14 protein-coding genes are annotated in these 14,731 nt (G+C 41.8%); 11 read left to right on the forward strand and 3 right to left on the reverse strand.

The window, feature by feature from the left end:
• Positions 1-31 precede the first annotated feature (31 nt).
• On the forward strand, positions 32-1,603 hold the full coding sequence (locus tag AC1DWN_RS07080; protein WP_477558198.1) for a putative bifunctional diguanylate cyclase/phosphodiesterase: 1,572 nt from the start codon (positions 32-34) through the stop codon (positions 1,601-1,603).
• Positions 1,604-1,667: 64 nt separating this feature from the next.
• Here the strand turns inward: AC1DWN_RS07080 and AC1DWN_RS07085 are convergent, their stop codons facing one another.
• Positions 1,668-2,114 (reverse strand): hypothetical protein, encoded by a 447-nt coding sequence (locus AC1DWN_RS07085; protein ID WP_477558199.1) that lies wholly within the window; start codon positions 2,112-2,114, stop codon positions 1,668-1,670.
• A 230-nt stretch (positions 2,115-2,344) separates the two neighbouring features.
• Here AC1DWN_RS07085 and AC1DWN_RS07090 point away from each other — a divergent pair, with 230 nt between their 5' ends.
• The 5 genes from AC1DWN_RS07090 to AC1DWN_RS07110 all read left to right on the forward strand — a co-directional run bounded on the left by AC1DWN_RS07090 (position 2,345) and on the right by AC1DWN_RS07110 (position 7,689).
• Positions 2,345-4,063 carry a hypothetical protein gene (locus tag AC1DWN_RS07090; RefSeq protein WP_477558200.1) on the forward strand — a complete coding sequence of 573 codons (1,719 nt, stop codon included), beginning with the start codon at positions 2,345-2,347 and terminating at the stop codon, positions 4,061-4,063.
• 132 nt (positions 4,064-4,195) lie between these two features.
• A complete protein-coding gene (locus AC1DWN_RS07095) occupies positions 4,196-5,929 on the forward strand; it encodes a hypothetical protein (protein ID WP_477558201.1) in 1,734 nt (577 codons plus the stop codon).
• A gap of 192 nt (positions 5,930-6,121) precedes the next feature.
• Positions 6,122-6,901 carry an RNA ligase family protein gene (locus AC1DWN_RS07100; protein ID WP_477558202.1) on the forward strand — a complete coding sequence of 260 codons (780 nt, stop codon included), beginning with the start codon at positions 6,122-6,124 and terminating at the stop codon, positions 6,899-6,901.
• Between the two features lie 55 nt (positions 6,902-6,956).
• Complete coding sequence (locus AC1DWN_RS07105) at positions 6,957-7,250, forward strand: RNA 2'-phosphotransferase (RefSeq protein WP_477558203.1); 294 nt, start codon at positions 6,957-6,959, stop codon at positions 7,248-7,250.
• Between the two features lie 133 nt (positions 7,251-7,383).
• Positions 7,384-7,689, forward strand: a complete 306-nt coding sequence (locus AC1DWN_RS07110; protein WP_477558204.1) for a YunC family protein — start codon at positions 7,384-7,386, stop codon at positions 7,687-7,689.
• Positions 7,690-7,780: 91 nt separating this feature from the next.
• On the opposite strand, the gene mtnA is transcribed toward AC1DWN_RS07110, so the two are convergent.
• Both mtnA and mtnK read right to left on the reverse strand, forming a co-directional pair.
• Positions 7,781-8,824, reverse strand: coding sequence for an S-methyl-5-thioribose-1-phosphate isomerase (mtnA, locus tag AC1DWN_RS07115; RefSeq protein ID WP_477558205.1), 1,044 nt, complete (start codon positions 8,822-8,824; stop codon positions 7,781-7,783).
• Positions 8,825-8,849: 25 nt separating this feature from the next.
• Entirely contained in the window at positions 8,850-10,061 is a 1,212-nt protein-coding gene (gene mtnK, locus AC1DWN_RS07120; protein ID WP_477558206.1) for an S-methyl-5-thioribose kinase, read from the reverse strand.
• A 152-nt stretch (positions 10,062-10,213) separates the two neighbouring features.
• Here mtnK and AC1DWN_RS07125 point away from each other — a divergent pair, with 152 nt between their 5' ends.
• The 5 genes from AC1DWN_RS07125 to sufU all read left to right on the forward strand — a co-directional run bounded on the left by AC1DWN_RS07125 (position 10,214) and on the right by sufU (position 14,725).
• Entirely contained in the window at positions 10,214-10,798 is a 585-nt protein-coding gene (locus AC1DWN_RS07125) for a DUF1802 family protein (protein ID WP_477558207.1), read from the forward strand.
• A gap of 177 nt (positions 10,799-10,975) precedes the next feature.
• Positions 10,976-11,755 (forward strand): Fe-S cluster assembly ATPase SufC, encoded by a 780-nt coding sequence (gene sufC / locus AC1DWN_RS07130; RefSeq protein ID WP_477558208.1) that lies wholly within the window; start codon positions 10,976-10,978, stop codon positions 11,753-11,755.
• A 21-nt stretch (positions 11,756-11,776) separates the two neighbouring features.
• Positions 11,777-13,084: a Fe-S cluster assembly protein SufD gene (gene sufD, locus AC1DWN_RS07135; RefSeq protein WP_477558209.1), complete on the forward strand. Its 1,308-nt coding sequence runs from the start codon at positions 11,777-11,779 to the stop codon at positions 13,082-13,084.
• Complete coding sequence (locus AC1DWN_RS07140) at positions 13,081-14,310, forward strand: cysteine desulfurase (RefSeq protein WP_477558210.1); 1,230 nt, start codon at positions 13,081-13,083, stop codon at positions 14,308-14,310. Before sufD ends, AC1DWN_RS07140 begins: the two co-directional genes overlap by 4 nt.
• Complete coding sequence (gene sufU / locus AC1DWN_RS07145) at positions 14,294-14,725, forward strand: Fe-S cluster assembly sulfur transfer protein SufU (protein WP_477558211.1); 432 nt, start codon at positions 14,294-14,296, stop codon at positions 14,723-14,725. The genes AC1DWN_RS07140 and sufU overlap by 17 nt, the downstream gene beginning before the upstream one ends.
• Positions 14,726-14,731 lie beyond the last annotated feature (6 nt).

Consider the following 14,731-nt stretch of genomic DNA (forward strand, 5'->3'; position numbering starts at 1 on the left):
TTGTAATAGAGATGAATGAATTGTAATAGAGATGAATGAAGCTTCTAGTCAAACATTAGGATATCATCGTTCTGAGCTGCTTGGGGAGCCGATTGCTCGTTTAGTTGAACCAGGAAGCAGGCATCTGCTTCAGGAGACGTTTGAGCAGGCTTTGAATGGCGAAGCAGGACAGACCAATATTAATATTACACATCGTTCAGGCTTTCCTTTAGAGCTGCAGGTCGTTTGTGCTCCAATGATCCGAGAAGATGAAGTGATCGGTACCGTAATGATTTGTCATGATCTAAGCGATCGCAAACGAAACGTAGAACGTATCCGCTACATGGCTTATTACGATGATATGACCGGCTTGCCGAATCGAACTTTGTTTCAAATGAAGTTATCTGAGACATTAGCAAGGGCCAAAGAGGAAGAGCGTGTAGTTGGTATTTGTTACTTGGATCTGGATCGTTTTAAGCTGGTTAATGCTTCCTTCGGTCGGGAGTTTGGCGATATGCTTCTCATGCAGGTTGCAGAGCGGCTGAATAGAGATCTTTCAGATAATGATTTTGCAGCTCGAATGGAAGGCGATGAATTCGCTTTGTTATTTTGTAATGTGCAATCTGAAAAGCACTTGTTTGATCTGTCTCGCCAGCTTTTGAAATCGATCGAGGAGCCTTATGAATTAAAAGGTTTTCCGCTACATATAACAGCAAGTATAGGTTCGGTAACGAATCGTGATGAAGAGGATGACGGATATACGCTCATTAAGAAAGCGGATATGGCTCTTGTGAAGGTGAAGGAAAGCGGCAAAAATGACTGTCTGCTCTATTCAGAGAGCTGGAGTAATTCTTCATTTGAGCGTCTTACTCTCCAGCATGAAATGTATCGCGCCATTCAGCGTAATGAGTTTATTCTACACTACCAGCCTCAATATGATTTGGTATCGGGAACAATAGTCGGTGTAGAGGCGCTTGTAAGGTGGATGCATCCGATTAAGGGCATGATGCCGCCAGGAAGTTTTATTCCGTTAGCAGAAGAGAGCGGAATGATCGTTCAAATTGGAGACTGGGTGCTTGAAGAAGCATGCCGTCAAAATAAAGCTTGGCAGGATGCTGGGTTTGCACCAATGCCTGTATCGGTCAATCTATCGATTAGACAATTTGTGCAAAATGATTTGGCAAGCAAGGTTGCTTCCGTTCTTGAAAGAACGGGGCTAGATTCTAAATATTTGGATTTAGAAATTACCGAATCAATGACGATGGACGTAAGTCATGTGTCCCGTTGTTTACTCGCTTTAACGGATCTCGGAGTTGGGATTAGTGTTGACGACTTCGGCACAGGCTACAGCTCATTTCATTATTTGAAAAACTTTCCGATTGACCGTTTGAAGATAGATCGCTCTTTCGTGCGTGACATTCAGCAGGATCCAAGTGATGCGGAGATCGTTGCTGCTATCATAGCGATGGCYCATAATCTTAACATACAGGTTATTGCTGAAGGTGTTGAGAACAAGGAGCAGCTGGATTTTTTGCGTAAGCATAATTGTGATGAAATACAAGGCTTCTTCTGGAGCCCACCCGTACCGAGCGACAACATTGAAGAATTGTTATCGGCTAGCTGAAAGAAAAATACCGGTTCAGTGTCTGCATCGCAGTCACTAGAACGGGTATTTTTCTTTCCAATTACTATTGAGAGAAGTCTTCTATTTCGTTTAAGCGGAATGTATATACTTGTTTCTCGTCGACGTGATAAACCGTTATCAAACTATCTTTTTCATCCACGTTAATTATTCTACAAGGGATATTGAGCATGATTCCAAGACCCTTGTTCACGATAAGTCTAATTAATGCATTACTTTTCATTAATGCTCGTATGGGCTCGAAGCCGCTATTAGATTCGGAAGTAAGTGGAACGTCAACAACAGATGAAGCGTTTGCTTTCTGCTCGTCAATTTGTTCACCGAGCTTTATTCCCGACAATACGCGATAATCTAGAAAATCACAGTTGTTGAGTGCGTGAAGCAGTTGCTCTAGCGCGATGGCATTATTTTTACTTTTGAAAAGCACCTCGACATTAAAGACGAATGATGATTGTTCTGAGGATGTGGATGCAGATGCATTTTGCTGTTTCATATGACCTCCGTACTAGATGTTGTCTGTCTAATATACCATATTTGAACCGTTTATATAATATTGTGCTGCTGTAAAAGACAAGAGATATAGCTCGAAATACAAGGGAGTCAGGTAAGAGCAAGTATATCTTGACATTGTTCATAAGTGATATAGAATAATAATTGAATTAAACTTAATCATTAAGAATTAATAAAATTCTTTCAAAATTGTATTCAAGGGGGGGGAAGACAATGAACAGAGAGAGCTTACTTATTTATGGGGCTCTTTGTATACTTTTAGTTGTACTGCTTAGTTTCAATTTTCTGGATTTAGGCAGAGGGAATAGTGATTCTAATTCTGATTATGCATCTATGCTTGGAGAGGATACGTTTCCGATTGGCATTTATTATCAGCCTGCTCCAGAACATACTACCTTCGAAAAATATGAAGAACTTAAAAAAATGAATGTCAACTTCATTGTAGGTACTAATGGCATTACTAATCCTGAAACTACCGATGCTGCACTCAAACAAATTGAAGCGAACGGATTAAAATTGCTGATTGATGATACCCGCTTTCGTGAACTCCCTAACGATGATGTTATGGATACTTTGGGAGAACGTTACAAGGACCATCCCGCTGTTCTCGGATTTCACATTTATGACGAGCCTTCCACAAAAGAAATGGTGAAGCTATCCTCTATGACTGATCGGTTAAAGTCAAAAGATCCGAACAGTCTAGTGTTCGTGAATCTGTTCCCAAACTATGCGAGTTCATCACAGCTTTTCCAGAAAGGTTCTATGCCTAGGAGTGAGCTTCGCTCGGATCAATCATTAGGGCAAACCTTTCGGACGAAGAAGAATGAATCACATATCTCAACTATTCAATTAGGGATGTTCGCAGAGGATTGGGAAGTAAATGAAAATCTACAATTAACATTATGGGATTCACCGAAGAAATCAAAGTTAATTGCGAAGCAATCTCTCACTGGTACTGGAGAGGGTAGCGATTGGATGCTATTCACATTAGATACGAAAGTAAAACCGAATACAACGTACTATATCGAGCTAACGCATCAAGGTGGCGGGGATAATATCGTAAGTCGAGTGTACCATTCCAAACTCGGTGAGAAATGGTTTACTGAAGGGTCTGCTTACATAAATGACAAGCCGATAGATGCGGATCTGTGGTTTACTATCAATCAAAGCTTTGAAGGCAATAGCTATGAAGAATATGTATATCGCTGGATGAGGACTAACCCGGAAGTGCTTGTATTCGATAACTACCCATTCAGAGAGGACATTAATGCAGAAATTTCCTATGGGTACTATAAGAACTTGGAAATCATCCGTCGCCAATCTCTTGCTGGTTCCGTCCACTTCTGGACCTTTATTCAATCTGTCGGACTCGAAGGCATGCTGCGTTCACCCTCTCAAAACGAATTAAGATTCCATATTTATTCCAACTTAGTTTATGGGGCTAAAGGTTACATGTACTTCACTTATGAAACGCCAATAGGGGCGGGGTTCCACGGTGGGATCATTTTGCCGGATGGTTCCCAAAGTCCTCTGTATGAATGGGCTAAACAATTAAACAGCGAAGCAACGAATCTCGGACCGGATTTGCTGAAGATTACGTCACAAGAAGTGTATCATACAGGTGAATTGCCTGTTTCTACAGTAGAGTTACCGGAGCAGTTTTTCTGGCAGCCAGTTGAAAAGGATGCTCAGCTTATAATTGGATATTCCCTCGACAAGGAAGGACGAAAGTATGTTATGGTCGTCAACCGGGATTGGAGAAATTCCACAACCATCCAATTCCGAATTACAGGAAGTCCAGCCTCAATAAATGAAATTTCTAAATTAACAGGCGAGGAAGTCAGTACGAACTTTGATCCTGCAACCGGCACATTATCCTCAGAATTTGCTGCAGGTGAAGGAAGACTGTTTTTGCTGCCTAAAGGATTTTAAACAAATTTTAAGGAAAGCTACATTTCTTGCAAGGGTTATCCAACATTCTTAAGTGCAATAGAATAAGTATTAATCTTAATGATTAAGAATTAAGGGAACTTCTTTTCAAATTGTACGCAAGGGGGAAAAAAAATGAAAAGAAAGCGCATACTTATTTATGGGGTTCTAGGAATTGTTTTAGTTTTAGTTGCACTGTTCAGCCYCAATATTCTGAATTTCGACAGTAGGGGTGATGATATGGATTCAGATTATGTATCTGTACTGGGAGAGGAAACATTTCCGATCGGTATTTTTTGGCAGGCCTCTCCACAGGATACTACCTTTGAGAAATATGAGGAACTCAAAAAAAATAATGTTAACTTTATTGTAGGTACCAATGGTATTACTAATCCGGAAACCACCGATGCAGCACTCAAACAAATTGAAGCGAACGGTTTGAAATTGCTAGTGTATGACGATAGATTTCGGGGACTTGCTGAAGATGATGTCTTGGATTCTTTAAGTGAACGTTACAAGGACCATCCCGCTGTTCTCGGATACCATCTTTATGACGAACCTTCTACAAAGGAAATGGTGAAGCTTGCCTCGATGACAGATCGTTTAAAGTCAAAAGATCCGAACAGTCTTGTATTCGTTAATTTGTTTCCAAACTATGCTAGTTCATCACAGCTTTTCCAGAAAGGCACAATGCCTAGGAGCGAGCTTCGCCCGGATCAATCATTAGGGCAAACCTTTCAGACGAAGAAAAATGAATCATTTATCTCAACTATTCAATTAGGAATGTTCGCAGAGGATTGGGAGGCAAATGAAAAACTACTATTATCACTATGGGATTCACCAAAGAAATCAAAGTTAATTGCGGAGCAATCTCTCACTGGTACAGGAGAGGGAAGTGATTGGATGTTATTCACACTAGATGCGGAAGTAAAACCGAATACAACTTATTATATCGAACTAACGCATCAAGGCGGAGGGGATAATATCGTAAGTCGCGTTTACCATTCCAAACTCGGTGAGAAATGGTTTACTGATGGGTCTGCTTATATAAACGGCAAGCCGATAGAAGCGGATCTGTGGTTTACTATTAACCAAAGCTTTGAAGGCAATAGCTATGAAGAATATGTATATCGCTGGATGAGAACCAGCCCGGAAGTGCTCGTATTCGACAACTATCCATTCAGAGAGGACATCAATGCAGAAATTTCCTATGGGTATTATAAGAACTTGGATATCATTCGTCGCCAATCTCTTGCGGGTTCCGTCGACTTCTGGACATATATCCAGTCTGTGGGACTCGAAGGTATGCTTCGTTCCCCCTCTCAAGACGAGTTGAGATTCCATATCTATTCTAACTTAGTATATGGAGCGAAAGGCTACATCTACTTCACTTATGAAAYGCCGGTTGAACAAGGATCTTCCGTATTTCATGGTGGAATCATACTTCCGGATGGTTCACAAAGTCCTCTATATGAGTCCGCCAAACAATTAAATAGTGAAGTACAGAACCTAGGACCTGCTTTACTGAAGATTAAATCACAAGAAGTGTATCATACAGGAGAATTACCCGTTTCTACAGTGGAGTTGCCGGAACAATTTTTCTGGCAGCCGGTCGAAAAGGATGCTCAGCTTATTATTGGATACTCCCTCGATAAGGATGGCAGAAAATATATTATGGTCGTCAATCGAGACTGGAGAAATCCGACAAACGTCCAATTCAAAATTACAGGAAATCCAGCCTCAATAAGCGAAATTTCTAAATTAACAGGTGAGGAAACCAGTACGAACTTTGATCCTACAACCGGCACATTATCCGCTGACTTTGCTGCGGGTGAAGGAAGACTGTTTTTGCTGCCTAAAGGCTTTTAAGGAAACATACATTTAGTCGACTTTAAGACAGTGGTGAATTAAAATCGAAAGTCTACCCTAATCGGTAGGCTTTTTTTATTCATTTTGTCACCAAACATCTTGTGAGCAACGGAACAGAGGTATATATTGACGTATATGGGGAGTTAATGAACATTGATTGACTATGAGGGATTCTTAAAGGGGGATGGTCTGATGGATTTGAAAAAAATTAACTCACTAACTAAATATCCTAGCATTCTTACCTATCATAAATTGGGTGAGCGTGGAAAATTAACAGAAGAGTTGACTGAAGAAAGAGGTTTATTAAATGAATTGAACAATATCTACGTCTATGAGAAAGTAGATGGAGAGAACTCACGAATCGTATTCTTTAAAAATCCTTATAATGAAATAGACTACCTAATCGGCTCCAGAGAAGAGTTGCTATATGCAAAGGGCGATCGGATCGGAAATCCGTATGGTAATATTGCTGAATTTTTAAAACCTATGGCTGATGAATTTGTTGAAAACAACTTAAACAATGATGATTGGGCTTTGACGGTTATTTATCAGGAATCATATGGAGGAAAGACTAAAGCAGCTAAGAATTATACAGATTCTAAAACTCAGGGTTATAGAGTATTTGATGTATTTTCCATAACGCAAAGCATGCTTGATGAACTTCTCGAATTATCTCATGAGAAGATTGCTGAATGGAGAGATCATGGGAACCAGCCGTTTTATAATGAAGCTGAGAAGTTGAAGTTTTTACAGAAAAATGATTTGGAATTTGCTCCACTTCTTTCAGCAATTACAGGTTCAGAGTTCCCCAGAACACTAGAAGATACATTTAAATGGTTGAAGAACTTCGAACAAACTAAAGTTGGCATTGATTCAACTGGCAAGTCCGAAGGGGTCATAGTTCGCACTTCAGACAGGAAACAGATTAGAAAAATTCGATTCGATGACTACGAAAGAACCTATAGGAAATAATCATTAATTGAGTTTCAAGTAATAAACTCTATGAAATTAAAGGGTAGGTTAACACATGCTTTCAAAGAAACAAGAAGAGTCACTTAGCAAATTTATGAGTAAAATCCTGCGACACTCCCCAGAAGAGTTTGGAATTTCACTGGATGAAGCGGGTTTTTGTAAGATTGAATCCTTTGTTCGTGCAATTCAAAATGAACCTCGGTGGAGTAGTATTACTATTAGTAATATCGAACAAGTAGTAAGAAACTGTGAAAAGCAGAGATATGAAATATCTGGTGAATATATTCGAGCAAATTACGGTCATAGTACAGAGATTTCATTCCACCTACGTGTATCACTAAGTGAATGACCGCATTTGTGATTTTCCCCCTTAACTACCCTATAAATAAGCATATACCATGGTGACTACAAAAAAAAATTGCGCATATAATGTTGATGCGGTGCTATACCTCTTATTACTCGGAAGAAGGGGGGAATCCTATATGATGCGGATGGTTCCATTCACACTAAAGAATGGAGAAACCGTTCTTGGGGTTGAAGTGAAGCTGCCTAAAACTACGCTGCTAGCCATTATGACGGATAAAGGATATATTATGTGCGGGGCGCTCGACGTGTCACTTCTTAATGAACGACTTAAGGATCGGGAAATAGTAGCAGCTCGAGCTGTCGGTGTGAAGACTTTAGAGGAGCTGATGGAAGCACCGCTAGAATCTGTGACAACTACGGCCGAGACGTTAGGCATAGAAGTTGGGATGAAAGGCTCGGATGCGCTGCACCTGATGCTTTGAAATTGTTAAAAAGTCCTAAACAGGAAAGCGTTGTCTGCGCACTCTTCTCTGGTTAGGACTTTCGTTATTTTAGAATTATGAATAGCTGTTATTATTCAAAAAGCTTGCGAAGATTAACATCATAAGGTGCTTGTACAATGCCTTTCTCCGTGATGATAGCTGTTACATACTCATTTGGTGTAATGTCGAAGGCGGGATTATATACCTTAACGCCTTTTGGAGCTGTACGTTTTCCGAAGCCCTCCGTTATTTCCTCTGCATTACGTTCTTCAATCGGAATTTCATTACCAGTCGGTGTGTTCAAATCAATGGTAGATAGCGGAGAAGCGACATAAAAAGGAATGCCATGTGCTTTTGCCAAAACAGCAACGCTATACGTACCGATCTTGTTAGCTACATCGCCGTTGGCAGCAACACGGTCGGTACCGACGATAACTGCATCGACCCACCCTTTAGCCATGATCATTCCGGCCATGTTGTCACAAATTAGTGTGACATCTACTCCTGCTTGCTGTAGCTCGAAAGCTGTTAAACGTGCGCCCTGAAGCACAGGACGAGTCTCGTCAGCGTATACGCGTAAAGTGATTCCTTGYTCTAAAGCGAGATAGAAAGGTGCTAGCGCAGTTCCGTATTTGGCTGTAGCCAAGCCGCCTGCGTTGCAGTGGGTGAGTACGCCCATATCGTTTTTGAAAAGGGAGAGAGCATGCTCGCCGATAAGTCGATTTGTCTGCTCATCCTCGCTCTGAATGGAGACTGCTTCAATAAGCAAAGCTGCTTTACTCTGCTCGAGTGATAAGCCCTTCTCTACATATGAAGCGGCAGCAGCCTTCATGCGGTCAAGCGCCCAAAATAAATTAACAGCTGTTGGTCGTGAAGTCGCGAGATATTCTGCATGTTTGTTAACCTCAGTTAGCCACAGCTCACTAGTAGCTGCATCGCGACTGCCCAGAACGACACCATATGCGGCAGATATGCCGATTGCAGGTGCTCCGCGAACCTTCAAGTGTCTAATTGCTTCCCATACACCCTCAGACGTTGTTAAAGGCAAATATACGATTTCTTCAGGAAGTAAACGCTGGTCTAATAAATCTAGTTTATTATCGGACCAAATAAGTGATTGTAAATTTGTTGTCATGATGTCATATCCTCTCTGTCTTAAATTATTGGGTTGCAGCTGATAGAGCAATGTTTACTACTTCTTCTATAGACTGCGTCATACGATTATTGCGAATAAGTGTTGTTCCAATTGTTAATGCAAGCCGTTGTGCGCGTTCACGAGCAGCGTCGTTAGGTATAGTGTCAATATCTGCGACATGTGCCAGGCCAACAATACGGCGTACCATTTTGGCGCCAGCAAATCCAACAGTGTCTTGTAATAGGCCATTCATATAATAATCCTGGTAGCCGGGAGTAGATGCTGCGAGTCGATCTATGCAATGTTCATTCCACAAAGCCCGAAACTTTTTGTCGAATAAATGCCAAATATCGCATACGGTATCTGTTAAATAACGGCGAAACTCGCTTCGCTGCTCATTATCAGCAATCCAATGCTCTTGACCAGCGAAATTCAGAAGCAGGTTGGCGATAACCGCGCCGATATCAAATCCGATCGGTCCGTAATAAGCGAACTCGGGATCGATTATTTTAGTAGAAGCGGGAGTTGCGAAAATACTGCCGGTATGAAGGTCACCGTGAAGCAGCGCCTGAGCGTTTGTTAAAAATTTATCACGTAAAATGGCGACTTCAAGCTGAAGCTTATCGTCTTGCCAAAGGGCTTCAGCAGCATCTTTAATGGCAGCATCATAGCTGTTGTTAGATGAGTTCGTATACGGATCATCAAAAATAAGGTCTTCGGTTATTTTACACAATTCAGGGTTAATAAAGTCTTTAACGCGTAATTTCTTTTCTTGTTGATTCAATCCAAGGTCGGAAGTGTAAAATAAGGTTTGAGCGATAAAGGTGGAAATATCTTCAGCAAATTTGGGGTAGCGTATGCCTTCAATTAAGCCCTTACGCATAATAACATGATCGCTAAGATCCTCCATAATCGTAAGGTAAAGATCAGGGTCATATTTATAAACGATTGGTACAAGTCCGGGAGCAAGCTTGTCTTCCATTATAAGCTTTTCACTTTCAATACGCGCTCTGTCTAGCGTTAGCGGCCAAGACTCGCCTACCACTTTCGCGTAAGGCAATGCTTGCTTCATGATAAGGCTCTTCTTACCTGCAGTATCCGTAATATGGAAGACTAAATTAAGATTGCCGTCACCGATTTCACGGCAATTCAAAGCTGCGCCAGTAGGAAAAAAACCTTCGAGAGATGCTGCTATTTCAATAGCTTCTTGTTCATTTAACGGGTGATACGTAGACATAACTGCCCACCTCCGGATCCATAGTAATAGGGGAATTGGACACTAATGCCCAGTATTCATCTCAACATAGTATAATGGATTATATTTCACCTTGGAATACCTCTTTTGATATAATGTTATCTATTATAAACGAGTTGGGTGGATGAGTCATTATGACATTAAAAAAAGATATGGAATCTATAGCGTTAAAGGAGTGGGCGGTAAGCGTAAAAGCGCTTGTGGAGGGGAAGCAAATTATTGTTATGCGCAAAGGGGGGATTACTGAGGAGACGAGAGATTTCCAGCTAATAAGTCCTTCTTTTTATTTAATGCCTGCATATGAGCATCAGAAAAAGCATTTGTTAAAGGATGGGTATGCTGCTGATTTGGATGAAACGTTAATAGAATGGTCCGAGGATATGGAAACCATGAAATTGGCATCGTACGCCGAGGTTGTTGAAGATATAGAAATAAGGGATCAGGAAACTTTGGATCGTCTTCGCGATTTACATATTTGGACGGATACTTTCGCCGAGGAAAGATTAAAGTGGAAAAAATCGAAGCCGCTGCATGTTTTGGTACTGCGTGTATATCGTTTTGAGGTTCCGTTAGCAATTCCTATGAGACCAGCTTATAACGGATGCAAATCTTGGGTAAGACTGATAGATGATATGGTTACTCCAATAATGAAGCCAGTGCTAGATGAGAATATGTTTCAGATCGAGCATCAAAAAATAAAGAGTGCATTAGCACAATAATGACCAAAAAGCAGCATGGATAAACAATATTGGTTCGTCACGCATTGATTTATAACTAAAACTATATTAAAATGATTATTGAGAATCAGTGATAATCAAGGCCGCATAGAGAAGCTTGTCTATCACGGTGTGAATGAATGAACTAACTTAAACCAACCTTGGAGGGATCAGCATATTATGGCAACTCATTTTGTCATCGAAGGCCTGAAAGCGGCTATCGAAGGAAAAGAAATATTAAAAGGAATCAACCTCAACATAAAGGGTGGAGAAATTCACGCAATCATGGGCCCTAACGGAACAGGAAAAAGTACGCTTGCTTCCGCTTTGATGGGACATCCTAAATATGAAGTAACCGAGGGTACTGCTAAATTGGACGGTGAAGACCTTCTTGAAATGAGCGTGGACGAACGTGCTCTTGCTGGACTGTTTCTAGCCATGCAATATCCAAGCGAAATTTCAGGTGTAACAAATTCTGATTTCTTGCGCAGTGCATTGAATGCACGTCTTGGCGAAGGTAACGAAATCTCGCTAATTAAATTCATTCGCAAAATGGAAGGCAAAATGAAAGATCTTGAAATGAACGCGGAATTTGCCCACCGTTATTTGAATGAAGGCTTCTCTGGCGGCGAGAAAAAACGTAACGAAATTTTGCAAATGATGCTGCTTGATCCGAAAATCGTAATTCTTGATGAGATCGATTCCGGTCTTGATATCGATGCACTGCGTATTGTATCTAATGGCGTTAACGCAATGCGTTCAGAAGATCGTGGATTCCTTATTATTACTCACTATCAGCGTTTGCTTAACTATATTACACCAGATTTCGTTCACGTTATGATGCAAGGACGCATCGTAAAATCAGGTGGTCCAGAGCTTGCTGAACGTTTGGAAAACGAAGGTTATGATTGGGTTAAAGAAGAACTAGGCATTGAAGATGAAACAGTCGGTCAAGCTTAAGCAGAGAAGGGGGCATAACGGATGAGTACACAACTAACGACTCCGACTAACCGTCAAGCTGCTGAAGCGCTGGCCCGGAGCAAGAATGAGCCGAATTGGCTTATCGAACTGCGCGGAGAAGCCGCAGAGCTTGCCGGAACAATYGGTTGGCCAAAACCTGAGAAGGTTCGTATTGAACGTTGGAATTTGAATGCAGTAGGCAGCTTCGAGCAGCCTGCAGCGGTTAGTGCAATTAATGAATTGCCAGAGGCTGTTCGCGAATTGATTACAGAAGGAACGGAAAACCTGCTTGTTCAACGCAATTCAGGAATCGTTTGGAATCAATTTTCAACTGAACTGGCAAGTAAAGGCGTTATTTTCACAGATTTGGAGACAGCTTGCAAGGAACACGGCGAGCTCGTTCAGAAGTATCTGTTTAAGGCAGTAGAGAAGCAGGAAGATAAGCTTACGGCTCTTCAAGCAGCGATTTGGAATGGTGGAGTATTCATATACGTTCCAAAAAATGTGGAAGTTGAGCTTCCATTACAAGCTATTTTCTACAATGATAATGCAGATGCTACATTTGCTCCGCATATCCTTATCGTAGCAGACAATAATAGCCGTGTGACTTACGTCGATTGTGTTGTATCTGAGCCAGGCGCAAACACTGCTCCGTTCGTACATCCTTCTATCGTAGAGGTATTCGTTAATGCAGGCGCCCATGTTCGTTTTAGCTCCATTCATCATATGGCTGAGACAGGCGTCGATATGACGATCCGTCGCTCCATTATCGAAAATGATGGACAAATGGAATGGATTATTGGTGATCTGAATGATGGTCACACCTTATCCGACACAAAATCTATTCTGAAGGGTCAAGGCTCTACTTCGGATGCGAAAGTGATCAGTGTAGGTAAAAATGCACAGCAAAACAGCTTGACGACGCAGGCCGTACATTTCGGCAAGAGCACCGACAGCAATATGGTAACTCGCGCGGTAATGAAGGATTCTGCTTCAGCGATTATTAACGGTATTACAAAAATCGAAAAAGGCGCGACGAAAGCGAACGGCGTACAAACCGAGAAGGTTCTTATGCTTAGTCCGAAAGCGCGCGGCGATGCCAATCCGATTTTGCTTATAGATGAAGATGATGTAACTGCAGGTCATGCAGCGAGTGTAGGGCAAGTTAATCCGGAGCAGGTTCATTACCTGATGTCACGCGGTATATCTAAACAAAACGCTGAACGATTAATTATTTATGGCTTTTTGGCTCCAGTCGTTTCGGAAATTCCAGTCGAAGCGGTGCGCGAGCAGCTTCAGCGTTTGCTCGAAAGGAAGCTTGAGGGATGAATATAAATGCGATACGGGAGCAATTCCCGATATTGCATCAAGAAATAAACGGGCACCCACTCGTTTATCTGGATAGCGCGGCGTCTTCTCAGAAGCCGCGTTCCGTCATTGATGCGGTTAAACGGTACTACGAGCTCGATAATGCGAACGTTCATCGCGGCGTGCATACTCTAGGTTCGAGGGCGACTGACGCCTATGAGGGAGCGCGCGAGAAAGTAGCAAATTTACTGAATGCGGGAGCACCGGAACAAATTATTTTTACAAGGGGTACGACGACTGCTCTGAATTTAGTTGCTTCGAGCTATGCGCGATCGGTATGCCGTGAAGGTGACGAAATCGTTATTACTCCGATGGAGCATCACAGTAATTTGATTCCTTGGCAACAAGTGGCGAAAGCAACTGGTGCAACACTTAAGTATATTCCGCTGCAACCAGACGGAACGATTTCCATAGAGGATGTTGAGAAGACGATAACGCCACAAACAAAGGTTGTTTCCATAACCTATGTGTCGAACGTGCTTGGCTTAATTAATCCGATTAAGGAAATCACGCAAATTGCTCATCGTAATGGTGCAATTATGGTTGTGGACGGTGCTCAAAGCACGCCGCATATGAAAATCGATGTTCAAGATTTGGATGTTGATTTTTATGCGTTTTCCGGTCATAAAATGTGCGGTCCAACTGGTATCGGTGCTTTATACGGCAAGAAGTCATTGCTTAACAATATGGAACCCATTGAGTTTGGCGGCGAAATGATTGACTTTGTTGATCTTTATGAGTCTACCTGGAAAGAGATTCCTTACCGCTTCGAAGGCGGCACACCGATTATCGCTGGTGCTGTTGGCTTAGGTGCAGCTATTGATTTCTTGCAAGAAATTGGACTTGATGAGATTGATCAGCATGAGAAGCGTCTAGCTGCATATGCTTATGAGAAATTGTCATCGATGGACGGGATTACATTGTACGGTCCAAAGCAAAACCGAGTTGGACTTGTTACTTTTAATCTGGATGAGGTTCATCCTCATGACGTAGCAACGGTGCTTGATTCCAAAGGTATCGCAGTGCGTGCAGGTCATCATTGCTGCCAGCCGCTCATGAGATGGCTGAATGTATCGGCTACGGCTAGAGCAAGCTTTTATTTATACAATACTGAAGATGATATTGACCGCTTAGCTGATGCTTTAATTCAAACAAAGGAGTTCTTCGGTCATGCAACAATTGGATGATTTATATCGCAGAGTAATAATGGATCATTATAAAAACCCTCGTAATCGCGGAACGATGAATGACGAAGCGGTTACAATTAATCTCAACAATCCTACATGCGGAGACCGAATCTCACTGCAGCTTCAAGTTGTCGATGGTAAGGTTATCGATGCGAAATACAGCGGCGAAGGCTGTTCAATCAGCATGAGCTCGGCTTCGATGATGACGGAAGCAGTCAAAGGCAAAACATTTGATGAGGCGCTATCAATGGCTTCCAAATTTTCATCCTTGATGAAAGGTGAGCCTGTAGAATTTGAAGAGCTAGAGGATATTGAAGCACTATCTGGTGTGAATAAGTTTCCTGCTCGAATCAAATGTGCAACCCTTGCTTGGAATGCTTTACGAAAAGGGATAGAACATGAGCAACAGAAATAGAAGCTA

The organism is Paenibacillus sp. P4_A7, from assembly GCF_056402455.1.

What these genes read in the sequence shown, in the direction of transcription:
- AC1DWN_RS07085 (WP_477558199.1), bottom strand. Translation starts at nt 2,114, where the DNA reads ATGAAACAGCAAAATGCATCTGCATCCACATCCTCAGAACAATCATCA.
- sufC (WP_477558208.1), top strand. Translation starts at nt 10,976, where the DNA reads ATGGCAACTCATTTTGTCATCGAAGGCCTGAAAGCGGCTATCGAAGGA.
- AC1DWN_RS07125 (WP_477558207.1), top strand. Translation starts at nt 10,214, where the DNA reads ATGACATTAAAAAAAGATATGGAATCTATAGCGTTAAAGGAGTGGGCG.
- sufU (WP_477558211.1), top strand. Translation starts at nt 14,294, where the DNA reads ATGCAACAATTGGATGATTTATATCGCAGAGTAATAATGGATCATTAT.
- AC1DWN_RS07100 (WP_477558202.1), top strand. Translation starts at nt 6,122, where the DNA reads ATGGATTTGAAAAAAATTAACTCACTAACTAAATATCCTAGCATTCTT.
- AC1DWN_RS07090 (WP_477558200.1), top strand. Translation starts at nt 2,345, where the DNA reads ATGAACAGAGAGAGCTTACTTATTTATGGGGCTCTTTGTATACTTTTA.
- mtnK (WP_477558206.1), bottom strand. Translation starts at nt 10,061, where the DNA reads ATGTCTACGTATCACCCGTTAAATGAACAAGAAGCTATTGAAATAGCA.
- AC1DWN_RS07140 (WP_477558210.1), top strand. Translation starts at nt 13,081, where the DNA reads ATGAATATAAATGCGATACGGGAGCAATTCCCGATATTGCATCAAGAA.
- AC1DWN_RS07110 (WP_477558204.1), top strand. Translation starts at nt 7,384, where the DNA reads ATGATGCGGATGGTTCCATTCACACTAAAGAATGGAGAAACCGTTCTT.
- AC1DWN_RS07105 (WP_477558203.1), top strand. Translation starts at nt 6,957, where the DNA reads ATGCTTTCAAAGAAACAAGAAGAGTCACTTAGCAAATTTATGAGTAAA.